We start from the raw sequence: 19,584 nt of genomic DNA, 5'->3' as shown, positions 1-19,584 counted from the left end.
CTAGCGGGGCGTCATAGCGCCAGGCGCTGGCCGGAGGCGGCGTCGAACAGGTGCACGCGGTCGGCGCGCGGCGCCAGGCGCACGGCGTCGCCCGGCTTGTGCGCCACCCGCTCGCGCGAGACCCAGGTGATGGGCTGGCCATGCAGCTCGACGCCCACATGGACTTCCGCGCCGGTGGGCTCGACCACGGACACGCCCACCGCGACGCCGTCCTCGGCCGGCGCCAGATGCTCGGGGCGCATGCCATAGACGCAGTCGCGGCCCAGATGGGCGCGCGCGGCTTCGGGCAGGGGCAGGCGCGCGCCCTTGGGCGTGGCCAGGTGCAAGCCGCCTTCGGCCTCGCGCACGGCGCCGTGCACCAGATTCATCGTCGGCGACCCCAGGAAGGTCGCCACGAAGAGATTGGCCGGCTCGTCATAGAGGGCCAGGGGCGCGCCGACCTGCTCGACCACGCCATCCTGCAGGACCACGATCTTGTCGGCCATGGTCATGGCCTCGATCTGGTCGTGGGTGACATAGACCGTGGTGCATTTCAGGCGCTGGTGCAGACTCTTGATCTCGGCGCGCATCTGCACGCGCAGCTTGGCGTCCAGGTTGGACAGCGGTTCGTCAAAGAGAAACACCTTGGGGTCGCGCACCAGGGCGCGGCCCATGGCCACCCGCTGGCGCTGGCCGCCGGACAGCTGCTTGGGATAACGCTTCAGATAGGGCTGCAGGCCCAGTATCTCGGCCGAGGCCTGCACGCGGCTGGCGATGCTGGCCTTGTCCACGCCGCGCATTTTCATGGAAAAAGCCATGTTGTCGAACACCGTCATATGCGGATAGAGCGCATAGTTCTGGAAGACCATGGCGATATCGCGCGACTTGGCGGGCAGGTCGTTGACGCGCGCGCCGTCGATGCGCAGCTCGCCGCCCGAGATGTCTTCGAGGCCGGCGATCATTCTCAGCAGGGTGGATTTTCCGCAGCCCGAGGGGCCGACCAGCACGACGAATTCGCCATCGGCGATATCGATGCTCACGCCCTTGATGGTGTGGGTATCGCCGTAGCGTTTCTCAATATTGTCGAGTGCGACGGATGCCATGATGTCTCGTTCCGTTTTCAGCGATGGTTGTCGCGCTGCCAGGCCTCGAAAACGGCCTTGGCGGCTTCCGAGGGCGGGTAGAGGCCGAAGGTGCTGGCGCCTTCGCGCACGCGCTCGGTCACATAGTCCTCGAATACCGTCATCTCGCTGGCTTCATCGGCGATCTCCTGCGCCAGATGGGCGGGGATCACGATCACGCCTTCGGCGTCGCCGACGATCACATCGCCCGGATAGACGGGGACGCCGCCGCAGCCGATGGGCAGATCGATGTCGGCAGCATGATGCCGGGTCAGGTTGGTGGGCGCCGACGGCCGGGCGCAATAGACCGGATAATCCATCGCCTTGAGTTCCGGCGTGTCGCGAAAACCGCCATCGGTCACGATGCCGCGCACTCCGCGCACCATCAGGCGATTGATGAGGATGCTGCCGGCCGAGGCCGCGCCGGCGTCCTCGCGGCTGTCGATGACCAGCACATTGCCGGCCGGCATGCGTTCGACGACCTTGCGCTGGGCGTTCTCCGGGTCGGCGAACACGCCCACGTGGTCGAGATCCTCGCGCGAAGGGATGTAGCGCAGCGTGGTGGCCGCGCCGACCATGCGGGGGGCGTCCGGATTCACGGGCAGGACGCCCTGGATCACCGTATTGCGTAAACCGCGCTTGAACAGCGCCGTGGACAGCGTGGCGATGCTGACTTGGGACAGTTGCTGGCGAAGCGCTTCGGAAACGGGGGTGCTCATGATGTCGTGGGCTCGTGGGGTCAGAGGATGAATCGCGCGCGATTGGTCTCGCGCAGCGTCCGCAAGGCGGGGGCCGCGAACAGGCGGTCCAGGGTATTGAGGTCGTCGCTGTCCAGCCGGCGCGAGGCCAGGGCGTCGAGGCTGGCCTGCAGCTGGGCTTCGTCCTGCGCGCCGAGGATGCAGGCGTCGATGCCGGTCAGGCTCAACACCCATTTGTAGGCGGCGCGCGCGGCGCCGGCGGCGGGCAGGCCAAGGTCGCGGGCGATGCGAAACAGCTCGCCCTTGAGGTAGATCTCGCGGGCCACCACCCGCATGCCGCGCGCCCGCGCGGCCGGGATCACCTCGTCCAGGGCGTGGTCGTCGGCCAGGTTGAAATTGATATTGATGCTGTCGAAGGCGCCGCAGGCGATCATGGCGAGATAGCAGCGCGCGCCCGAAAAACTGTCGGCCGCGGCGTGAGCGATAAGGCCTTCCTGCTTGAGGCCGCCCAGGATGTCCGCCAGCCTGGACAGGTAATCGGCATCGGCGTCCAGGGCGTCGCGCAGGATGCCGATATTGAGGATGTCGATGCGGGGCACTTGCATCATGTCGATGATGCGCCGCACTTCGGCGCGCAACAGCCCTGGGGTGACCAGCTTGCGGTTGGCGGGATCGTAGCCATAGAGCATGCCCTCCGGGCGCGTCTGCACGGTTGCGTCCCGCGCGCCCAGTTGGCGCAGGTTGCGGCCCAGGGCCTCTTTTTCGGAGTCTATGGTCACGTCAAAGGCGCGCACCCCGGCGTCGAGCGCGCGGCGCAGCACCGCCAGGCGGCCGGGGCCGCCAAAGCCGGGAAACACCACGCCCGGCGTCACGGCGCGGGCCATGTCTTCGTTGAAGGCGCGCGAACGGCCATCGGGCAGGTATTCGTGGCCGCCCAGGATCAGTTCGCTGAGGCTGCCGCCATTGGGCAGATCGATAACATGCACGTCATTACCCCTTGACTGCCGAACCGGCAGAACTCTGGACCAGATAGCGCTGGAGGAAGACATAGGCGAACGCCGGGATGGCGCAGCCGATGACAGTGGCCGCCATGACGTCCGACCACAGCACGCGGAACTGGCCGACCAGGTTGGTGATGCCCAGGGTCATGGTCTGCCTGGCCGGATCGTTGATCAGGCACAGGGCCCATAGCAGATCGCCCCAGGCCAGCAGAAAGGCGAAGATCATGGTGGCGACCAGGCCCGGCAAGATATTGGGCAGAATGCAATAGCGCAGGCATTGCAGTTTGGAGGCGCCGTCCATCTCGGCCGCCTGGTCGATTTCGGTGGGCACCGTGTCGATATAGCCCTTGAGCATCCAGACCGAAAACGGCAGAGTGAGGGTGGTCTGCGCCAGGATGAGCGCCAGATGGGTGTCATAAAGCCCGGCCAGCGTCACCAGCTTGAAGTAAGGGCCGACCAGCAGCACCCCGGGAATGACCTGGCTGGCCAGGAAGAGAATCATCAGCAGCTCGCGGCCGCGGAAACGAAAGCGCGAGAAGCCATAGGCGCAGAACAGGCCGGCCGCGGCCGACAGCAGGGCGGTGGCCGCCGAGACCTGCACGCTGTTCAAGAAGTAGCGCACAAAGCCTTCCTGCTCCCAGATACGGCTGTAGGCGGCCGTGGTCAGTTCGTGCGGGAAAAGGGTGGGCGGCACGGCCGTGACTTCCTGGTCGGTCTTCAGCGACGAGGACACCATCCAGAAATAGGGCAGCAGGTTATAAGCGGCCATCGCGAACAGCGCGGCGTAGGTCCATATCCAGGCAGTGAAACGGGATCGCATCGGATTACCTTTGTTCCTTCAGGGTCGTGCGCACATAGGGGACCGCCAGCACCAGCAATAGGGCGGCCAGCACAACGGCGATCGACGAGGCGTAGGCGCTGTCGAAGAACTGGAAGTAGTTCTTGTAGACCAGCAGGGTCAGGTTCTGGGTGGCATAGCCCGGTCCGCCGCCCGTCATGCCGTAGATCATGCCGAAGAGCCGGCATTCCCAGATGGCGTCCAGGATGAGCGCGATGGCGATCATGGGGCGCAGATTGGGCAAGGTGATGTGCGCGAAGACCTTCCACTTGCCGACGCCGTCGATCTCGGCGGCCTCGTATTGATCGCGCGGGATGGCTTGCAGGCCGGCCAGGAGGATCAGCATCACATAGGGATAGCCGCGCCAGGCTTCGGCCAGGATGACGGTCATCAGCGACCATTGCGGATGGCCCAGCCAATCCACCGGCGTGCCGCCCGCCAGCTGGATGACCAGGTTCACGCCGCCGGACAGCGTATCGAAGATAAAGCGGAAAATCAGCCCGCCGATCACATCGGGCATGGTCCAGGGCAGGATGGCGATCACCCGGAACAGCCAGCGGCCGCGGAACTGCTGATTGAGCAGCAGGGCCACGCCCAGGCCGAGCAGGAAATGCAGCCCGACGACACAGACGACGAAGATGACCGTGTTCAGCAGGGATGCCCGGAACTCCGCGTCCTGGACCAGCCGGGCATAGCCGGCCAGGCTGGGCCCCGCCGCCTCGCCGATGCTCAGGCTCTGCAGGACCGCCATGACGGCCGGAAATCCCAGGATCAGGATGAGCAGGATCACGCCGGGCGCCACGAAGGCATACCCGGCCCATTGCCTCTTTTCCATTGATACTCTCGTTGAAGGCGGGCCGAAGCCCGCCGGTTCAGGGCTGTTGCAGCAAGGCCTCGGCCTGTTTGTGCGCGTCTTCGAGCGCTTGGTCGCGCGTCTTGGACCCGGCCACCGCCGCCTGCAGGTTCTGGCGGAAGGCCTCCTGGATCTGCGGCCACTTGGGCGTCTGGGGCAGGAAGGCGCCGTGCTCGATCTCGGCCGACACGATCTTGGCCGACTCGCTGCCGCTGATCTTGTCGTAGCCCTCGTTGACGCTGCGGCGCGACGACAGCATGTTGTTGAAGTCGTACCAGGTCTTCATGGCGGCCGCGTCCGTCAGGTATTTGGCCAGCAGCCAGGCCTGCTCGGGATGCTTGCTGTTCTTGTTGACGAAGAGGGACTTCTGGAAGAGGGTGGTGCGGATCTTCTCGGTGCTGCCCTCGGGCTGAGGAATGGGCGCCAGGCCCAGGGTGCGCCAGCCGTCGAGCTTGGGATTCATGGCGCTGACCTCGGGCAGGCTCCAGGTCGTGCCGATCTTCATCGCCGTGGTCTGGTTGGCCAGCAGGCGCCGCGCGCCATTGGCGTCGACCTGGGTCACGCCGGGCGGAATGGACTTGTCCTTTTCGACCATGTCCAGCAGCAGATTGAAGGCGGCCTTGCTCTGCGGGGTGTTCAGGGCGGAGTGTTTGCCATCGGGCGTGACGAAGTCGCCGCCGAAGCCGCGCAGCATGGCCGAGAAGCGCAGGTCGAAACCGGCCGGCGCGAGCACGAAGCCGAACCCCCAGCGGTCTATGGTCTGGCCGCCGGTCGACGAGCGGGTGAGCTTGCGCGCGTCCTCGCGAAAGGCCGTCCAGGTCTTGGGCGGGCCGTCGATGCCGGCCTCCTTGAACAGCGTCTTGTTGTAGACCAGCACCATGGCCACGGTGTTCATGGGGATGCCATAGGTCTTTTTGTCGACCGTGACCGGCTCCAGCGCGATGGGGTAGAAGTCGGACAGAAACTGGGCGCCGCCGGCCTGCTGCACCTGGGGCGTCAAGTCGCGGACCCAGCCCTCGGCGATGTACTGGCGCACCGGATTGGCGTCCAGCGCGAAGACGTCCGGGCCGGCGCCGGCCCGGATGGCGGTGCTGTACTTGACGTCGCGCTGGCCCAGCGGCACCGGCTCGCGCTTGACCTTGATATCGGGATGTTCTTTCTCGAACTGGTCGATCACCTGGTTGAGGGATTTGCCCCAGACTTCCTGGGCGAGCTGCCAGTCGCCATAGGTGAGGGTCACCGTGCCTTGCGCGCCGGCCAGCGGCGTGAAACCGGCGCCCAGCAGGGACGCCGCAACAATGAGCTTGCGCATGTTTGTCTCCGGAAGTTATCGCTTATCATTAATTGGTATACTAGGATACTTCAATGCGAAGTCTAAGCATCTTCCTCTCGGGCGTCAACGATTTCCTGCACGGGCGCGGCGTCCGCGCCGGTCTTTGTTTTGATGCTACCTTTGGCGCTCGGCTCACCCGTCCAACCAGGATCTATGGCACGCACCGCTAATCATCTCGCCAGCACGCCCGGCCTGGCGTCGTCGCTCGGGCCCCTGGCCATCGCCACCCGGGGCACGGCCAGCACCCAGGTCTACGACGCGGTGCGCGCGGCCATCGTGCGCGGCATCCTGCCGCCGGGCACCGCCATGTCGGAAGTGGAGATAGGCGAGATGCTGCACGTCAGCCGCACGCCGGTGCGCGAGACTTTCCGCCGCCTGGCCGCCGAGGGCCTGCTGACCGTGGCGCCCCAGGTGGGCACGACCGTGCGCAAGATGAGCCGCCAGGTGCTGGCCGACGCTTTATTCATCCGCGAAACCATCGAATGCGGCGCGGCGCGCCTGGCCGTCCAGGCCCCCGAGGCCGACCGGCGGGCGGTGCTGGACATCGTGCGGCGCCAGCGCGAGGCCATCGGCCGCAACGACGTCGAAGGCGGCCTGGACCGCGACGAAGACCTGCACAAGGCCATCATCGACCTCTCCGGCCATCCCGGCGCCTGGGAGCCGGTGCGCCAGGCGCGCACCCATATGGAACGAGTGCGCCGCATGGCCATCCCGGCCTTGCAGAGCAATACCAAGGCGCTGGACCAGCACGAGATCATCGTGGCCGCGCTGGTGGAGGGCGATACCGAAGCGCTGGTGGCGTCGCTGCGCAACCACATCCGCCTGATCGAGAGTTTTGTCGACGGCCTGGCCGCGCGGTATCCCGACTACTTCGAGTAAGCGCGCCGGCGCCCTGTGATGGTGCCGGTCCGCCATGCATTGCGCACAAGCCCGGTGCGCCGGTCGGCCGCCCGGGCCGCGTTCCGCTCTTTTCCCCTCTGTCGCAAAACTGGCATGCAACTTGCTTGCTAGTCATGCAAGTCACTTGCATCCGATGCCAGTGACTTGCCAGGCCGGGCCGCCGCCCGGGCCAGGAATCCGACACAGGGGAATTGCCATGCTGCTACGCCAAGTATTTGCGGGACTGCTGTCTTTGTTCGCGGCCGGCGCCGCCCAGAGCGCCGACCTGCTGGACACCATCAAGCAGAAGAAAGAGATCGTGATCGGCACGGAGGCGCAGTTCGCGCCCTTCGAGTCCATACAGGATGGCAAGATCGTGGGCTACGGCCCGGACTTGATGAAGCTGATCCTGGCCGGCATGCCGGAGGTCAAGGTCAAGCAGCTCGACGTGCCTTTCCAGGGCATTCTGCCGGGCCTGGCCACCAAGCGTTTTGACTTCATCGTCACCTCGGTGACGCTCACCAAGGACCGCGTGAGCAAGTTCGCCTTCACCGTGCCCATCGCCGACGCCACGACGGCGCTGGTCAAGCGCAAGGACGACGCCGCGCTCAACGATCCGGCCGGCATCGCCGGCAAGGTCGTGGGTTCGCAGGCCGGCTCCGCGCAATTGAAGGCCCTGCAGGACTACGCCAAGAAGCTGCAGGCCGAGGGCAAGCCGCCGGTCACCATCCGCGAGTACGTCAGCTTCGACGAGGCCTATGCCGACCTGGCCGCCGGGCGCCTGTCGGCGGTGGCGCAGTCGCTGGCCAACCTGGCCTCGCTGGTGAAAACACGTTCGGACGTCTATGCCGTGCTGCCCACGCCCATCGGCCCCAAGACCTATTTCGGCTGGGTCGGCCGCAAGGACGCCGACAGCGCGACGCTGGTGAAGTTCTTCTCCGACGGCATCGCCCAGGCCGCCAAGTCCGGACAGTTGCAGGCGCTGCAGACCAAGTGGTTCGGCTTCACGATGGACATCCCCACCGACGCCGTGCCGGCTCCCGAACTCTGAGCCGCGCCGCGCGATGAATGCCGCTTCTTTGCTTGAACGGTGGCAGGCCTATCTGCCGGCGCTGCTTCAGGGCGCGGGCATGACGCTGGTGGTGTCGGCCTCGGCCATCGTGCTGGGCTTCGTGCTCGGCGCCGCCTTGCTGGGCCTGTCGCTGCGCGGCCGCGGACCCTTGCGGCGCGTGGTGGCCGGCTATGTCGGCTTTTTTCGGGGCACGCCCTTGCTGGTGCAGCTGCTGATGCTGTTCTACCTGCCCAGCGCCTTCGGGCTGGACCTGCCGCCCTTGCTGGTGGCCATCCTGGTCATGAGCATGAACTCGGGCGCCTTCCAATCGGAGATCCTGCGCGCCGGGCTGGCCGCCGTGCCGCCCGGCCAGGTCGAGGCGGGGGCCGTCTTCGGCCTGAGCCGGCAACAGGTGTTCCGCTACGTGCAGCTGCCCCAGGTGGCCAGGGCGGTATGGCCCGCCGTGGTGTCGGAAGCCATCGATGTGGTCAAGAACTCGTCCATCGTGTCGGTGATCGCCGTGGCCGAACTGGCCCGCGCCGGGCGCCAGATCGCGTCGGCCAACTTCCGGCCGCTGGAGGTCTATCTATCGGTGGGCGCGCTCTACCTGCTCATGACCGGCGCCATTTTCGTATTGGGTTCCTGGCTGGGCAGGCGGCTGGGACAGGGGCGGCGCGCCAGCGCCGCGGTGATGAACCGCATGGCGATCAACAAGACATGATGGATATCACGATGCTGGGCGAGCTGCTGCCCGTATTCGGCCTGGCCGCGCTGCGCACCCTGGCCCTGGTGGCCGTGGGCCTGGCCGGCGGCCTGGCGCTGGGCTTTGCCGCCCACGTATTGCGCGAGACGGGGCAGCCGGCGCTGCGCGGGCTGTACTGGATCTATACGGCGGTCTGGCGCGGCGTGCCTTTCCTGATCCATCTGTTCATCGTCTATTTCGGCCTGCCGGCCGCGGGCATCACGATGGATCCCTTTACCGCGGCGGCCGTGACGCTGTCGGTGTATGGCGGCGCCTATTTCGCCGAGATTTTCCGCGCCTGCTGGCAGGCGGTGCCCAAGGGCCAGATCGAGGCGGCGCGCTGCATGGGCCTGAGCCGCCGGCAGGTTTTCCTGCGCATCCAGGCGCCGCAGGCCCTGCGCGCCAGCGTGCCGCTGGTCCTGAACCAGACCATCCTGCTGATGAAGGAGTCGGCGCTGGCCTCGGTAATCACCTATCCCGAGTTGACCATGACGGCGGGCAAGGTGGTGTCCGAACAGTTCGTCTACATCGAACCGTATTTCCTGTTGGCGCTGAGCTATCTGCTCCTGGCGCTGCTGATCCAGCGCCTGGGCGCCGCGCTCAAGCGCCGCCTGGCTAGTTGAGGAGCCGTCCATGAATACTGCCGTTCCCATGCTGTCCCTGCGGGGCGTGGGCAAATCCTTCGATGGCCACCGCGTGCTGGGCGGGGTGGACCTGGACGTGGCGCGCGGCGAGGTCGTGACCCTGATCGGCCCGTCGGGCTCGGGCAAGACCACGCTGCTGCGCTGCATGAACTTCCTGGAAGCCTACGACGAAGGGGAGGTGAGGGTGCGCGGCGCCTTGCTGGGCTATCAGCGCGACGCCTCGGGACGCCTGCGGCCCGAGTCCGACCGCGTCATCGCCGAGGTGCGCGCGCCCCTGGCCATGGTGTTCCAGCAGTTCAATCTCTGGCCGCACATGAGCGCGCTGGCCAATGTGATGGCGCCGCTGACGCTGGCCAAGGGCATGCGCGCCGACCGCGCGCGCCAGATCGCCGGCGAAGCCCTGGCGCGCGTGGGGCTGTCGGCCAAGGCCGACGCCTTGCCCGCCAACCTGAGCGGCGGCCAGCAGCAGCGCGTGGGCATCGCCCGCGCCCTGGCCATCGGGCCCGAGGCCATGCTGCTGGACGAGCCGACCTCGGCCCTGGATCCCGAGCTGGTCGACGAAGTGCTGGAAGTCATCAAGTCGCTGTCGCGCGAGGGCATGACCATGGTGATGGTCACGCACGAAATGAGTTTCGCGGCCGAAGTGTCCGACCGCATAGTCTTCATGGAAAAAGGCGGCATCGTCGCGGTGGGCACGCCGCGGGAGATTGTCTACCAGCCCGAGCACCCGCGTGTGCAGGCCTTTCTGCAGCCCTGGATACGGCGCAGCCTCGCCGGAGCGGCGCCATGAGCGCGGCCCTGGCGGCCCGCCTGGCCGAGGCCATCGATCCCGCCCGCCTGGAGGCGCGCCAGCGCGGCCTGGCCGGCCATGGCGGCCAGGCCGCCGGCGGGGTGGCGCGCCAGGCCTTGAGCGCGGCGGAACTGCGGGCGCGCCGCTGGCTGGCCCAGGCCTTCGGGCAACGCCCCGGCTACCGCCTGGGCATCGATGCCGCCGCCAACGTCTATGTGCGCCGCCTGGGGCAGGATGCCCAGGCCGAGCCCGTGATGACGGGCAGCCACGCCGATACCCAGCCCCTGGGCGGTTGGCTGGACGGCGCTTTCGGCATCGTGGCCGGCCTGGAGGTCTTTGACGCCCTGGACAGCCTGAGCATCGCCACCCGGCGGCCGCTGGAGGTGGTCATGTGGACCAATGAAGAGGGCTCGCGCTTCGCGCCCGGCCTGATGGGCTCGGTTTCCTATACCGACCCGCGACGCCTGGCCGGCTTTCTCGAGGTGGCCGACGCCGACGGCGTATCGTTCGAGCGCGCCCGCGATCAGGCCGTGGCGGATTTCGCCGACCATGCGGCCGCCGCGGGCTGGAACTGGATGGCGCGGCGCCTGGGCGAGCCCGTGCATGCCTATATCGAGGCGCATATCGAACAAGGCCCGGTGCTGGAAGCCCAAGGCCTGCAGGTCGGCTGCGTGAGCGCTATCCAGGGCGTGCGCTGGTATCGCGTGACGATAGCCGGGCGCAGCGCCCACGCCGGCACCACGCCGCTGGCCAGCCGCGATGACGCCCAGGCCAAGGCCGTCCGCATGGCCCATGCCGTGCTCGAGCATGCCCGGGCCGCCGGCGACGAGCGGCTGCGGGTCACCATCGGCCGCTGGGACTGCTCTCCGGGTTCGATCAACACCATCGCCGACCGGGTTGTCTTCACCGTCGATGCGCGCCATCCCGAGGCGCACGCGCTGGATGCCTTGCGCGCCGTGATGGATGCCGCGCTGCCCGAGGGCGGCCGCATCGACGTCCTGCAGGACAAGCCGACCGTGCATTTCGCGCCCGAGCTGGTCGCGCTCGCGGCATCGGCCTGCCAGGCGCTGGACCTGCCGCATCGCCGGATGCTGTCCGGCGCTTTTCATGACGCGATGCCGATGGCCGGCTTTTGCCCGACCGCCATGTTGTTCGCGCCCAGCGTGGCGGGCGTGAGCCATCACCCGGCCGAGGACACGGCGATCGCCGACCTGGCGGCCTGCACGCGGGCGCTGGCCTGGTGCCTGCTGCAACTGGCCGAACCCTGTTCATCCTGATTCTCCGTCCCACCCACAACCCTCAAGGAAACCCGCATGGACACCCATCTCGCCGCCACCGTTGCCGACAATGGCGAAGCCGTCGGCCTGAACAACACGCATCTGGAGCCCATCTCGCCCGATGGCCGGCCCGAACCGGGCAAACGCTATGAGGTCCCCGCGCGCCATGGCCGCGCGGTCCGCCTGGCGCGCGGCCAGGTGATCCGCATTTTCAATACCCATGGCAGCCAGGTCTGCGATACCTGGGCCTTCAAGAGCGATGACCTGAGCGAGTTCATGTCCATGGAGCATGCGCGCGCGGCGATCGACCGCATCATTCCCAAAGTGGGCGACCCGCTCTACAGCAACCGCCGACGCAGCATCATGACCCTGGTGGCCGACACCTCGCCCGGCGTGCATGACACCTTGATGGCCGCCTGCGACGCCTACCGCTATCGCAACCTGGGCGTGGAGCACTATCACGACAATTGCGCCGACAATATGCGCCTGGCGCTCAAGGCCATCGGTCTGCGCGCCCGCGAAGTACCGCAGCCCCTGAACCTGTGGATGAATATTCCGGTGGGCCCGGACGGCGGCATCCAATGGCTGCCCCCGGTCTCCAAGGCGGGCGACTATGTCGACCTGCGCGCCGACATGGACTGCGTCGTGGTGCTTTCGGCCTGCCCGCAGGACATCGTGCCCATCAACGACAACCGGCCGGTCGAGATCCATTTCTCGGTATTGGCCTGAGACGCGCGCCGCCATGACGCCGCCCGCCTCCCGCCCAAGGCCGCCCGCGCCGGACGACGCAGCCATGCAGCCCGCCCTGGGAACCAGGATCAAACATGCCCGCCGGGTGCACGGCCTGACGCTCAAGGCCCTGGCGCAGGCGGCCGACTGCTCCGAAAGCCTGCTGTCGCGCATCGAAAGAGGGCAGGTCATGCCGTCGCTGGCCAATCTGCACCGGCTGGCGCGGGCGCTGGACACCAATGTGGCCGAGCTCATGGCGGCCCACGCGCCGCCCTCGTCGCCGGTGATACGCCAGGGCGACAGGCCGGTCATCGAGTTCACCAGCGCGCGCGGGCGCAAGCCCGGGGTCAAGCTGGAGCGCGTCATCGTGCCCATGCGCGGCCAGCTGCTGCAGGCCGACATCCACCAGCTCGAACCCGAGGCGGAAAGCCCGGAGCAGATCTCGCATGCGGGCGAAGAGATGGGTTATGTGCTCGAAGGCGAGTTCGAACTGCGCCTGGGCGAGGCCGTCCACCATATGCGCCAGGGCGATTCCTTCTACTTTTCGAGCGAGGTGCCGCATAGCTACCGCAACCCGGGCCGCACCGTGGCCCGCGTGCTGTGGGTCAACACGCCGGCCACCTTCTGACCACCAGGAAGCCTTCATGAGTACAGACACCACGATGCAAAGCCTGCCGCGCTACAGCGGCATGCCGACCTTCATGCGGGTGCCGCAGGCCGCGCCCCATGACGATTTCGATATCGCGCTGGCCGGCGTGCCCTTTGACGGCGGCGTGACCCTGCGCCCGGGCGCGCGCTTCGGCCCGCGCGAAATCCGCAATATGTCCAGCATGACGCGCGCCATCCACCATGTGACCGGATTCAACCCCTTCGCCGTGTGCAAGGTGGCCGACGTCGGCGACGTGCCGTTCACGGGATTCGGGCAGCTCGAAGGCGCCCATGAGGATATCCGGCGCTTCTTCGCGCCCATTTTCGCGGCGGGCAAGAAAGCGCTGACCGCCGGCGGCGATCACTCCATCACTTTTCCCATCTTCCAGGCCATCGCGCCGCGTCAGCCCCTGGGCATGGTGCATATCGACGCCCATACCGATACCTGGGACGAACACGCCGGCTCCAAGTTCAGCCATGGCTCGCCCTTCAGGCGCGCCGTCGAGGCCGGGCTGCTCGACCCCAGGCGCACCATACAGATCGGGATCCGCGGCGCGCAGAACACCGACGAAGGCTGGCGGTATTCGCTGGACCATGGCATGCGGGTGGTGTTCATCGAGGAATTCGACGCCGCCGGCGTCGACGCCATCGTCCGCGAGGCGCGGCGCGTGGTCGGCGAGGGGCCGGCCTATCTGTCGGTGGATGTCGACGGCCTGGACCCGGTCTATGCGCCGGGCACCGGCACGCCGGAGGTCGGCGGGCTGTCCACGCGGGAGACCCTGGCGCTGCTGCGCGGCTTGGACGGCCTGGATTTCGTGGGCGCCGACGTGGTCGAAGTCGCGCCGCCCTACGACCCCAGCGGCAACACGGCGCTCTTGGGCGCCACGCTGATGTACGAATGCCTGTGCCTGCTGGCGCGCAGTCACGCGCCGACAGCGTCCTGAGCGCGCTTGGCGCCGCCGCTGCTTCCGCCGGGCGGCCCCGATAGGGGCCGCTTTTCTTTTGCGCGCACGCCGGATTCAACCTTTCGGATATTCCGAATAATCCATCTCAATTTTTCATTGGATTTGGATTAAGCCGCTTCCTATCATGGCCTCCGTCACATGAACGCTTTTCGGGAGAACAGGATTGAAATCATGGGCGGTGGGAATCGATATCGGTGGCACGTTCACCGATGTCGTGGCGCTGGACTACGAAGCCGGAAGATTGCACAGCCTCAAGGTGTTGACCACGCATGGCGACCCGGCGCAGGGCGTGGCCGACGGCGTGGCGCGGCTGATCCGCGACAAGCAGATCGATCCGGCGCGGGTGGCGCGCGTGGTCCATGCCACGACCTTGTTCACCAATGCGCTGATCGAGCGGCGCGGCAGCCCCACCGGCTTGCTGGTGACGCGCGGCTTCAAGGATGTGATCGAGATCGGTCACGAGCGCAAATATGATCTCTACGATCTGACCGTGGAGGCCGCGCCGCCGCTGGTGGAGCGCCGCCTGCGCGGCGAGATCTCGGCGCGCATGGATGCGCGGGGCGCCGAACTGGCGCCGGTCGATGCCGCCGAGGTCCGGGCGGTGGCCGCCGATCTGGTGGCGCAGGGGGTGGCGTCGCTGGCGGTCTGCCTGCTGCATTCCTATGCCTCGGATGCGCATGAGCGTCAGGTGCTGGACATCCTGCGGCGCGAGTTTCCGGCCCTGGAAGTCACGCTGTCTTGCGATGTCGCGCCCGTGGTGCGCGAATTCGAGCGCATCTCGACCACCACGGCCAATGCCTACATCAAGCCGCTGGCCAATCGCTATCTGGACCGCCTGCAGGCGCGCCTGGCCGATCTCGGCCTGCGCGCCGGGGTGCTCATGATGCTTTCCAACGGCGGGCTGTCGCATATCGCCGAGGCCAAGCGCACGCCCATCGAATTGCTGGAGTCCGGCCCGGCGGCCGGGGCGATTTCGGCGGCGCATTACAGCCTGCGCGACCGCCGGGCCGATCTGCTGGCCTTCGATATGGGCGGCACCACGGCCAAGCTCTGCCTGGTGGAGGACGGGCGGCCGTCGATCGCCTTCGGCTTCGAGGCCGCGCGCCAGAAACGCTTTGCCGAAGGCAGCGGGCTGCCGGTGCGCATCACCACGGTGGACCTGATCGAGATCGGCGCGGGCGGCGGCAGCATCGCGCACCAGGATGCGCTGGGCCTGCTCAAGGTCGGACCGCAAAGCGCGGGTTCGGAGCCGGGGCCGGCCTGCTATGGCCGGGGCGGCGAGGCGCCGACAGTGACCGACGCCAATCTGCTCCTGGGCTATCTGAACCCGGCCTATTTCGCCGGCGGCACGGTGGCCATCGACCCCGCGCTGGCCGGGCAGGCCATCGGCGGCATCGGCGCCAGGCTGGGGCGCGAGGCGCTGGACGTGGCCTGGGGTATGCATGACATCGTGGCCGAGAACATGGCCGGCGCGGCGCGCGTGCACGTCGCCGAGCGCGGCCGCGATCCGCGCGATTTCGTGCTCTTGTGCACCGGTGGCGGCGGCCCGCTGCATTCCTACTACGTGGCGCGCAAGATCGGCGTCAAGACCATTCTCTGCCCGCCGGCGGCCGGCGTCGCCTCCGCCTACGGCCTGCTGGTGGCGCCAGCGCGCGCCGACCGTTCGCGCACGGTGAGCGTGCGGCCGGCCCAGGATAGTCTGGAAGACCTGGAGGCCGCCTATGCCGAGCTGGAATCCCAGGCCCGGGAGTCGCTGGCGCCGCTGCATGACACCTTCGGTCCCATCGTCCTGACGCGCCAGGCCGACGGCCGCTATGCCGGCCAGGGATTCAACCTGACCGTGCGCATGCCGGCCGGCCCCTATGCCGGCCCGGACGCGCCCGGGCCGCAGGCGCTGCGCGCCGAGCTGGTGGCGGCTTTTGAATCGGGCTATCGCGAGAAGTTCGGCCGCACGCCGCCGGACGTGCCGGTGGAGCTGATGAATCTGCGCGTCACGGCCGAGGCCCCGCCGCGCCAGGCGCCGCGGGCCGCGCCCATGGAGGCGGGGGCCGCGCCCGCGCCCAAGAGCCGGCGCCAGGTCTATTTCCATGAAGCGGGCGGCTATGTGGATACCCCCATCTATGACCGCGAGGGCTTGCGCGCCGGTTTCGCCGGCCAGGGCCCGATGTTGATCGAAGACGCCGGCTCGACGCTGGTGGTCGGCCCCCAGGGCCATGTCGAACAGCTCGCCAGCGGCAATCTCGTGATCACTCTGCAGGAAGCCTAAATGCCTGAACTCAAGCCCTCGGCCGATCCCATTTTTCTCGAAGTGTTCTGGACCCGGGTGCGCTCGGTGGTCAACGAGGCCGCCAAGCTCATCGTGCGCACATCGTTTTCCACGCTGTCGACGGAGGCAAACGATTTTGCTGTCGTTCTGACCGACTCGGCCGGACGCGCGCTATCGGAAAACAGCGGCAGCATCCCGTCTTTCATCGGCACCTTGCCGCGCACGGTGAGGGCGGTGATCGAGCGCTTTGACCGCGCCGCCATGCGCCCCGGCGATGTCTTCATCACCAACAACCCTTGGATAGGGACCGGCCACCTGAACGATGTCAGCCTGGTCAAACCGGTTTTCCATGACGGGGCGCTGGTCGGCTTCGCGGCCACGGCGGCCCATGTCCCGGATATCGGCGGCAAGATCCGTTCGGTGGACGCCCGCGAGCTCTACGAAGAAGGTTTTCATATCCCGCTGATGCGTTTTCTGACGGCCGGCCAGCCGGACGAGACCCTGCTGGACCTGATTCGCTGCAATGTGCGCACGCCGGAGCAGACCGTGGGCGATATCTGGTCCCAGGTCGGCGCGGTGGAACTGATCGCCGCGCGCCTGCAGGACATCCTGCGCGAGTACGGCCTGCCGGGCATCGACGAGCTGGCCGAGGCCTTGTTCGCGCGCAGCGAAGCCGCCATGCGCCAGGCCATCCGCGCCTTGCCCCGGGGCGAGTACCGCTATGAGATGCAGACCGACGGTTTTGACGAACGCTTCCGCTACGCCGTCAATGTGCGCATCGGCGACGGCGAGATCGAATGCGATTTCGCCGGCACCTCCGCCCAGCAGCCGCGCGGCATCAACTGCGTGCTGGCCTACACCAGCGCCATGACGGTCTACGCCATCAAATGCCTGCTCTTGCCGGAGCTGCCCAACAACGATGGCCTGTTCCGGCCCATCCGCGCGGTGGCGCCCGAAGGTACCATCCTCAATCCGCGCATGCCGGCGCCGGTGGGCGGGCGCGCCTGCACAGGGCATTACGTGCCGACCGTCATCTTCGGCGCGCTCCATCCGGTGCTGCCGAACAAGGTGATGGCCGGCGTCGGTTCACCGCTGTGGATCGCCAATCTGAGCGGCACGCGCGCCAATGGCAAGTCCTTCGCCACGGTGCTCTTCTATAACGGCGGCATGGGCGCGACGGCCGGCAAGAACGGCGCCTCGGTCATGTCCTGGCCGAGCAATATCTCCGCCACCCCGGTCGAAGTCGCCGAGCGCGAGGCGCCGCTGCTCTTCCGCCACAAAGCCCTGCGGCCGGGATCGGGCGGCGAGGGCGCTTTCCGGGGCGGGCTGGGCGAGGAGGTCCGCTTTGTCAGCACCCACGACGGCCCTTTGTCGATTGTCTTCCTGACCGAAAGACTGAAGGTGGCGGCCCCCGGCCTGGGCGGCGGCGAGGAGGGCGCCCTGGGCCGCGTGCTCATCAATGGCCAGGCGGTCGACAGCCGCCGGCCGCACATCCTGCAGCCCGGCGACGAGGTGACGCTCTGCACCCCGGGCGGCGGCGGCTACGGGCCGGTCTCGCAACGCGACGCCGCCGCCCGGCAATGGGATCGCCGCCAGGGCTATATCGCAGCAAGCTGAGCGCCCCTGCGGGGCGCCCGGTTCCTATCCAACGCAGCAAGGGGAAAACGAAAAATGAAGCGTATTGCACTGCAGTCAGCCAGGATTCTGCTGGTCTCGGCCGCGCTGGCCGGCGCCCTCGGCGCACAGGCGGCGAGCTATCCCGACAAGCCCATCAAGCTGGTCGTGCCGTATCCCGCGGGCGGGTCGACCGACGTGCTGGCCCGCACCCTGGGCCAGAAAGTCGCCGACAGCCTGGGCCAGCCCGTCATTGTCGAGAACCGCGCCGGGGCCAGCGGCAATATCGGCGCGGCCTATGTAGCCAAGTCCGATCCCGATGGCTATACGCTGTTCCTGGGCACTTCGACGGCGCTGTCGGTCAACCAGAGCCTGTATGCCCAGCTGCCCTATGACGCGCAGAAAGACTTCAGCCCCATCGTGCTGGCGACCATGCTGCCCAGCCTGGTGGTGGTGAACCGCTCGGCCCCGGCGCGGACCATGCCCGAGCTGACGGCCATGCTCAAGGCCTCCGCCACGCCGGTGAACTATGCCTCGGCGGGAGCCGGCACGCCGTCGCACCTTGGCGGCGAGCTCTACAAACGGATGACCGGCGCCAAGGCGGCGCACATCCCCTACAAGGGCGGCGCGCCGGCCTTGCAGGACCTGGTGGGTGGACAGACAACCTATATGTTCGCCATCCTGCCCGAAGCCATGCCGCTGGTCAGGGGAGGGCAGCTGCGCGCCCTGGCCGTGACGACGGCGCAGCGGCTGGCCAACTATCCCGATATCCCCACGGTGGCCGAGTCCGGCGTGCCAGGGTATGAGTTGCTGGGCTGGTATGGTTTCCTGGCGCCGGCCGGCACGCCGGCCGACATCGTGCTCAAGCTCAACCAGGCCTTCAACCGCGCCCTGCAGGACGCCGACACGAAGAAGAAGCTGTCGGACATGGGTTTTGAAATCGCCGGGGGGCCGCCGCAGAAGCTCGCCGACATGATGCGCAGCGAGTCCGCCAAGTGGAAGGCGGTGATCGACGAGGCGGGCATCAAGCTGGACTGATCAGTCCCCGCGCGTGCGCGCCTGCAGCAGGCGCACGCCGGGGGGCACGGGCTTCTTGCGCATTTCTTCGCGGATGAAGCCCAGCAGATGCTCCGAGCTGGCCGACAGCGAACGCAGCCGGCGGGTGATCAGGCAGACTTCGCGCGCCAGCCGGGGAGCGGCCAGCTCGCGGAAGCGGAACGCCGTGTAGCCCCCCACGCTGGCCGCCAGGGCCGGCAGGATGGAATAGCGCGCGCCGCGGCGCAGCACCGCCAAGAGCGATGTGGTGCTGGAGATCTCGTCGCGGCTGCCTTCGAATAGCGCCGGGTTGGGCGCATTGGCGCGCAGGAAGGCGCCGATGCCGGTATCGGCGGTAAAGCCCACGTAATCGGCGGGATCCAGGCTCGTCCAGCGCACCGGACCCCGGCCGCCGGCCAGGGGATGGCCGCCCGCGCAGACGACGCCATAACGGTCCTCGAACAAGGGCGTATAGATCAGGTCGTCATAGCCCTTGTGCCGGCTGGTGACGGCGAAGTCGATGTCGCCGCCGGCCACCATGCGCTCGACCAGTTCGGCGCCGGCATCGCGCAGCGAAATCGTGATGTTGGGGTAGGTGGCCTGGAAGGCGTGGATGGCGTCGGCCAGGAAATGATCGATGACGGAGGCCGCCGCCGCGATGCGGATGTGGCCTTGCTGGCCTTTGGAGAAGGCCTGCAGATCGCTGATGGCGCCATCGAAATGGCTTAGGATTTTCTCGGCCTCGACCTTGAAGCGGACCGCCTCCGGGGTCATGGAGACGCGGCGCGTATTACGGTCGAAGAGCTTGACGCCGACCGCTTCCTCGAACTGCTGGATGGTCGCCGTCAGCGAGGATTGGGTCAGGAACAGCCGCGAGGCCGCCACGGTGAAGGAGCCGGCATTGGCCACCGCCATGAAGCAGCGCAGATGGCGCAGGGAGACGTTTCTCAGCATGGGAAAAGGGCATGGCCGCGGAATGGCCGATCCTATATTGGCCAAAACGAATAATCAACGACTATCCATCGGCCGTGCCGATGCCGGCTGCGAGTGGCCGCCCGCAGCGCGTGTTGTTTTTATAAAAAATGCAGAGTACGCTACAGATTCGTTGAATACCCTACACA

General features: G+C 67.5%; 19 protein-coding genes. 12 read left to right on the top strand and 7 right to left on the bottom strand.

The annotated features are described in order from the left end of the window. Positions 1 to 11: 11 nt before the first annotated feature. Genes L540_RS13115 through L540_RS13090 form a run of 6 tightly spaced genes read right to left on the bottom strand, consistent with a single transcriptional unit; the run spans position 12 to position 5,802 of the window. Positions 12 to 1,082: an ABC transporter ATP-binding protein gene (locus L540_RS13115; RefSeq protein ID WP_043211852.1), complete on the bottom strand. Its 1,071-nt coding sequence runs from the start codon at positions 1,080 to 1,082 to the stop codon at positions 12 to 14. 17 nt (positions 1,083 to 1,099) lie between these two features. Next, positions 1,100 to 1,819, bottom strand: a complete 720-nt coding sequence (locus tag L540_RS13110; protein WP_043211850.1) for a ribonuclease activity regulator RraA — start codon at positions 1,817 to 1,819, stop codon at positions 1,100 to 1,102. 20 nt (positions 1,820 to 1,839) lie between these two features. After that, positions 1,840 to 2,784: an aldo/keto reductase gene (locus L540_RS13105; RefSeq protein ID WP_048026407.1), complete on the bottom strand. Its 945-nt coding sequence runs from the start codon at positions 2,782 to 2,784 to the stop codon at positions 1,840 to 1,842. Positions 2,785 to 2,788: 4 nt separating this feature from the next. Next, the gene (locus L540_RS13100; RefSeq protein ID WP_048026406.1) at positions 2,789 to 3,619 is read right to left on the bottom strand and encodes a carbohydrate ABC transporter permease; all 831 of its coding nucleotides are present in this window, start codon (positions 3,617 to 3,619) and stop codon (positions 2,789 to 2,791) included. Between the two features lie 4 nt (positions 3,620 to 3,623). Then, a complete protein-coding gene (locus tag L540_RS13095) occupies positions 3,624 to 4,472 on the bottom strand; it encodes a carbohydrate ABC transporter permease (RefSeq protein WP_048026404.1) in 849 nt (282 codons plus the stop codon). A 37-nt stretch (positions 4,473 to 4,509) separates the two neighbouring features. Next, the gene (locus tag L540_RS13090) at positions 4,510 to 5,802 is read right to left on the bottom strand and encodes an ABC transporter substrate-binding protein (protein ID WP_043211849.1); all 1,293 of its coding nucleotides are present in this window, start codon (positions 5,800 to 5,802) and stop codon (positions 4,510 to 4,512) included. Between the two features lie 174 nt (positions 5,803 to 5,976). On the opposite strand from L540_RS13090, the gene L540_RS13085 reads away from it, so the two are divergent. The 12 genes from L540_RS13085 to L540_RS13030 all read left to right on the top strand — a co-directional run bounded on the left by L540_RS13085 (position 5,977) and on the right by L540_RS13030 (position 18,466). Further along, positions 5,977 to 6,702 (top strand): GntR family transcriptional regulator, encoded by a 726-nt coding sequence (locus tag L540_RS13085; RefSeq protein ID WP_043211847.1) that lies wholly within the window; start codon positions 5,977 to 5,979, stop codon positions 6,700 to 6,702. Positions 6,703 to 6,919: 217 nt separating this feature from the next. After that, positions 6,920 to 7,753 (top strand): transporter substrate-binding domain-containing protein, encoded by an 834-nt coding sequence (locus L540_RS13080; RefSeq protein ID WP_043211845.1) that lies wholly within the window; start codon positions 6,920 to 6,922, stop codon positions 7,751 to 7,753. Positions 7,754 to 7,766: 13 nt separating this feature from the next. Then, positions 7,767 to 8,474, top strand: a complete 708-nt coding sequence (locus tag L540_RS13075) for an amino acid ABC transporter permease (protein ID WP_048026402.1) — start codon at positions 7,767 to 7,769, stop codon at positions 8,472 to 8,474. Continuing rightward, on the top strand, positions 8,471 to 9,118 hold the full coding sequence (locus L540_RS13070; protein ID WP_060831951.1) for an amino acid ABC transporter permease: 648 nt from the start codon (positions 8,471 to 8,473) through the stop codon (positions 9,116 to 9,118). The genes L540_RS13075 and L540_RS13070 overlap by 4 nt, the downstream gene beginning before the upstream one ends. Before the next feature lie 10 nt (positions 9,119 to 9,128). Continuing rightward, the gene (locus tag L540_RS13065; protein ID WP_043211840.1) at positions 9,129 to 9,929 is read left to right on the top strand and encodes an amino acid ABC transporter ATP-binding protein; all 801 of its coding nucleotides are present in this window, start codon (positions 9,129 to 9,131) and stop codon (positions 9,927 to 9,929) included. Beyond that, positions 9,926 to 11,206, top strand: coding sequence for a M20 family metallo-hydrolase (locus tag L540_RS13060; protein ID WP_043211838.1), 1,281 nt, complete (start codon positions 9,926 to 9,928; stop codon positions 11,204 to 11,206). Before L540_RS13065 ends, L540_RS13060 begins: the two co-directional genes overlap by 4 nt. Positions 11,207 to 11,242: 36 nt before the next feature. Next, positions 11,243 to 11,935 (top strand): DUF1989 domain-containing protein, encoded by a 693-nt coding sequence (locus L540_RS13055; protein ID WP_043211835.1) that lies wholly within the window; start codon positions 11,243 to 11,245, stop codon positions 11,933 to 11,935. 64 nt (positions 11,936 to 11,999) lie between these two features. After that, a complete protein-coding gene (locus L540_RS13050) occupies positions 12,000 to 12,563 on the top strand; it encodes a cupin domain-containing protein (RefSeq protein ID WP_048026399.1) in 564 nt (187 codons plus the stop codon). Between the two features lie 16 nt (positions 12,564 to 12,579). Beyond that, positions 12,580 to 13,527 (top strand): agmatinase, encoded by a 948-nt coding sequence (gene speB / locus L540_RS13045; protein WP_043211834.1) that lies wholly within the window; start codon positions 12,580 to 12,582, stop codon positions 13,525 to 13,527. A gap of 199 nt (positions 13,528 to 13,726) precedes the next feature. Next, positions 13,727 to 15,814, top strand: coding sequence for a hydantoinase/oxoprolinase family protein (locus L540_RS13040; RefSeq protein WP_231584798.1), 2,088 nt, complete (start codon positions 13,727 to 13,729; stop codon positions 15,812 to 15,814). Continuing rightward, complete coding sequence (locus tag L540_RS13035) at positions 15,815 to 17,431, top strand: hydantoinase B/oxoprolinase family protein (RefSeq protein WP_043211825.1); 1,617 nt, start codon at positions 15,815 to 15,817, stop codon at positions 17,429 to 17,431. It begins immediately after the preceding gene. A 54-nt stretch (positions 17,432 to 17,485) separates the two neighbouring features. Next, positions 17,486 to 18,466: a Bug family tripartite tricarboxylate transporter substrate binding protein gene (locus L540_RS13030; protein ID WP_043211824.1), complete on the top strand. Its 981-nt coding sequence runs from the start codon at positions 17,486 to 17,488 to the stop codon at positions 18,464 to 18,466. Here L540_RS13030 and L540_RS13025 read toward each other — a convergent pair whose 3' ends face one another. After that, positions 18,467 to 19,417: a LysR family transcriptional regulator gene (locus tag L540_RS13025; RefSeq protein WP_043211823.1), complete on the bottom strand. Its 951-nt coding sequence runs from the start codon at positions 19,415 to 19,417 to the stop codon at positions 18,467 to 18,469. Positions 19,418 to 19,584 lie beyond the last annotated feature (167 nt).

The sequence above is a fragment of the Bordetella pseudohinzii genome (assembly GCF_000657795.2).
Taxonomy (GTDB): domain Bacteria; phylum Pseudomonadota; class Gammaproteobacteria; order Burkholderiales; family Burkholderiaceae_B; genus Bordetella; species Bordetella pseudohinzii.
The sequence above is the reverse complement of the archived record's forward strand: the minus strand, read 5'-3'. Positions and strand labels throughout refer to the sequence as shown.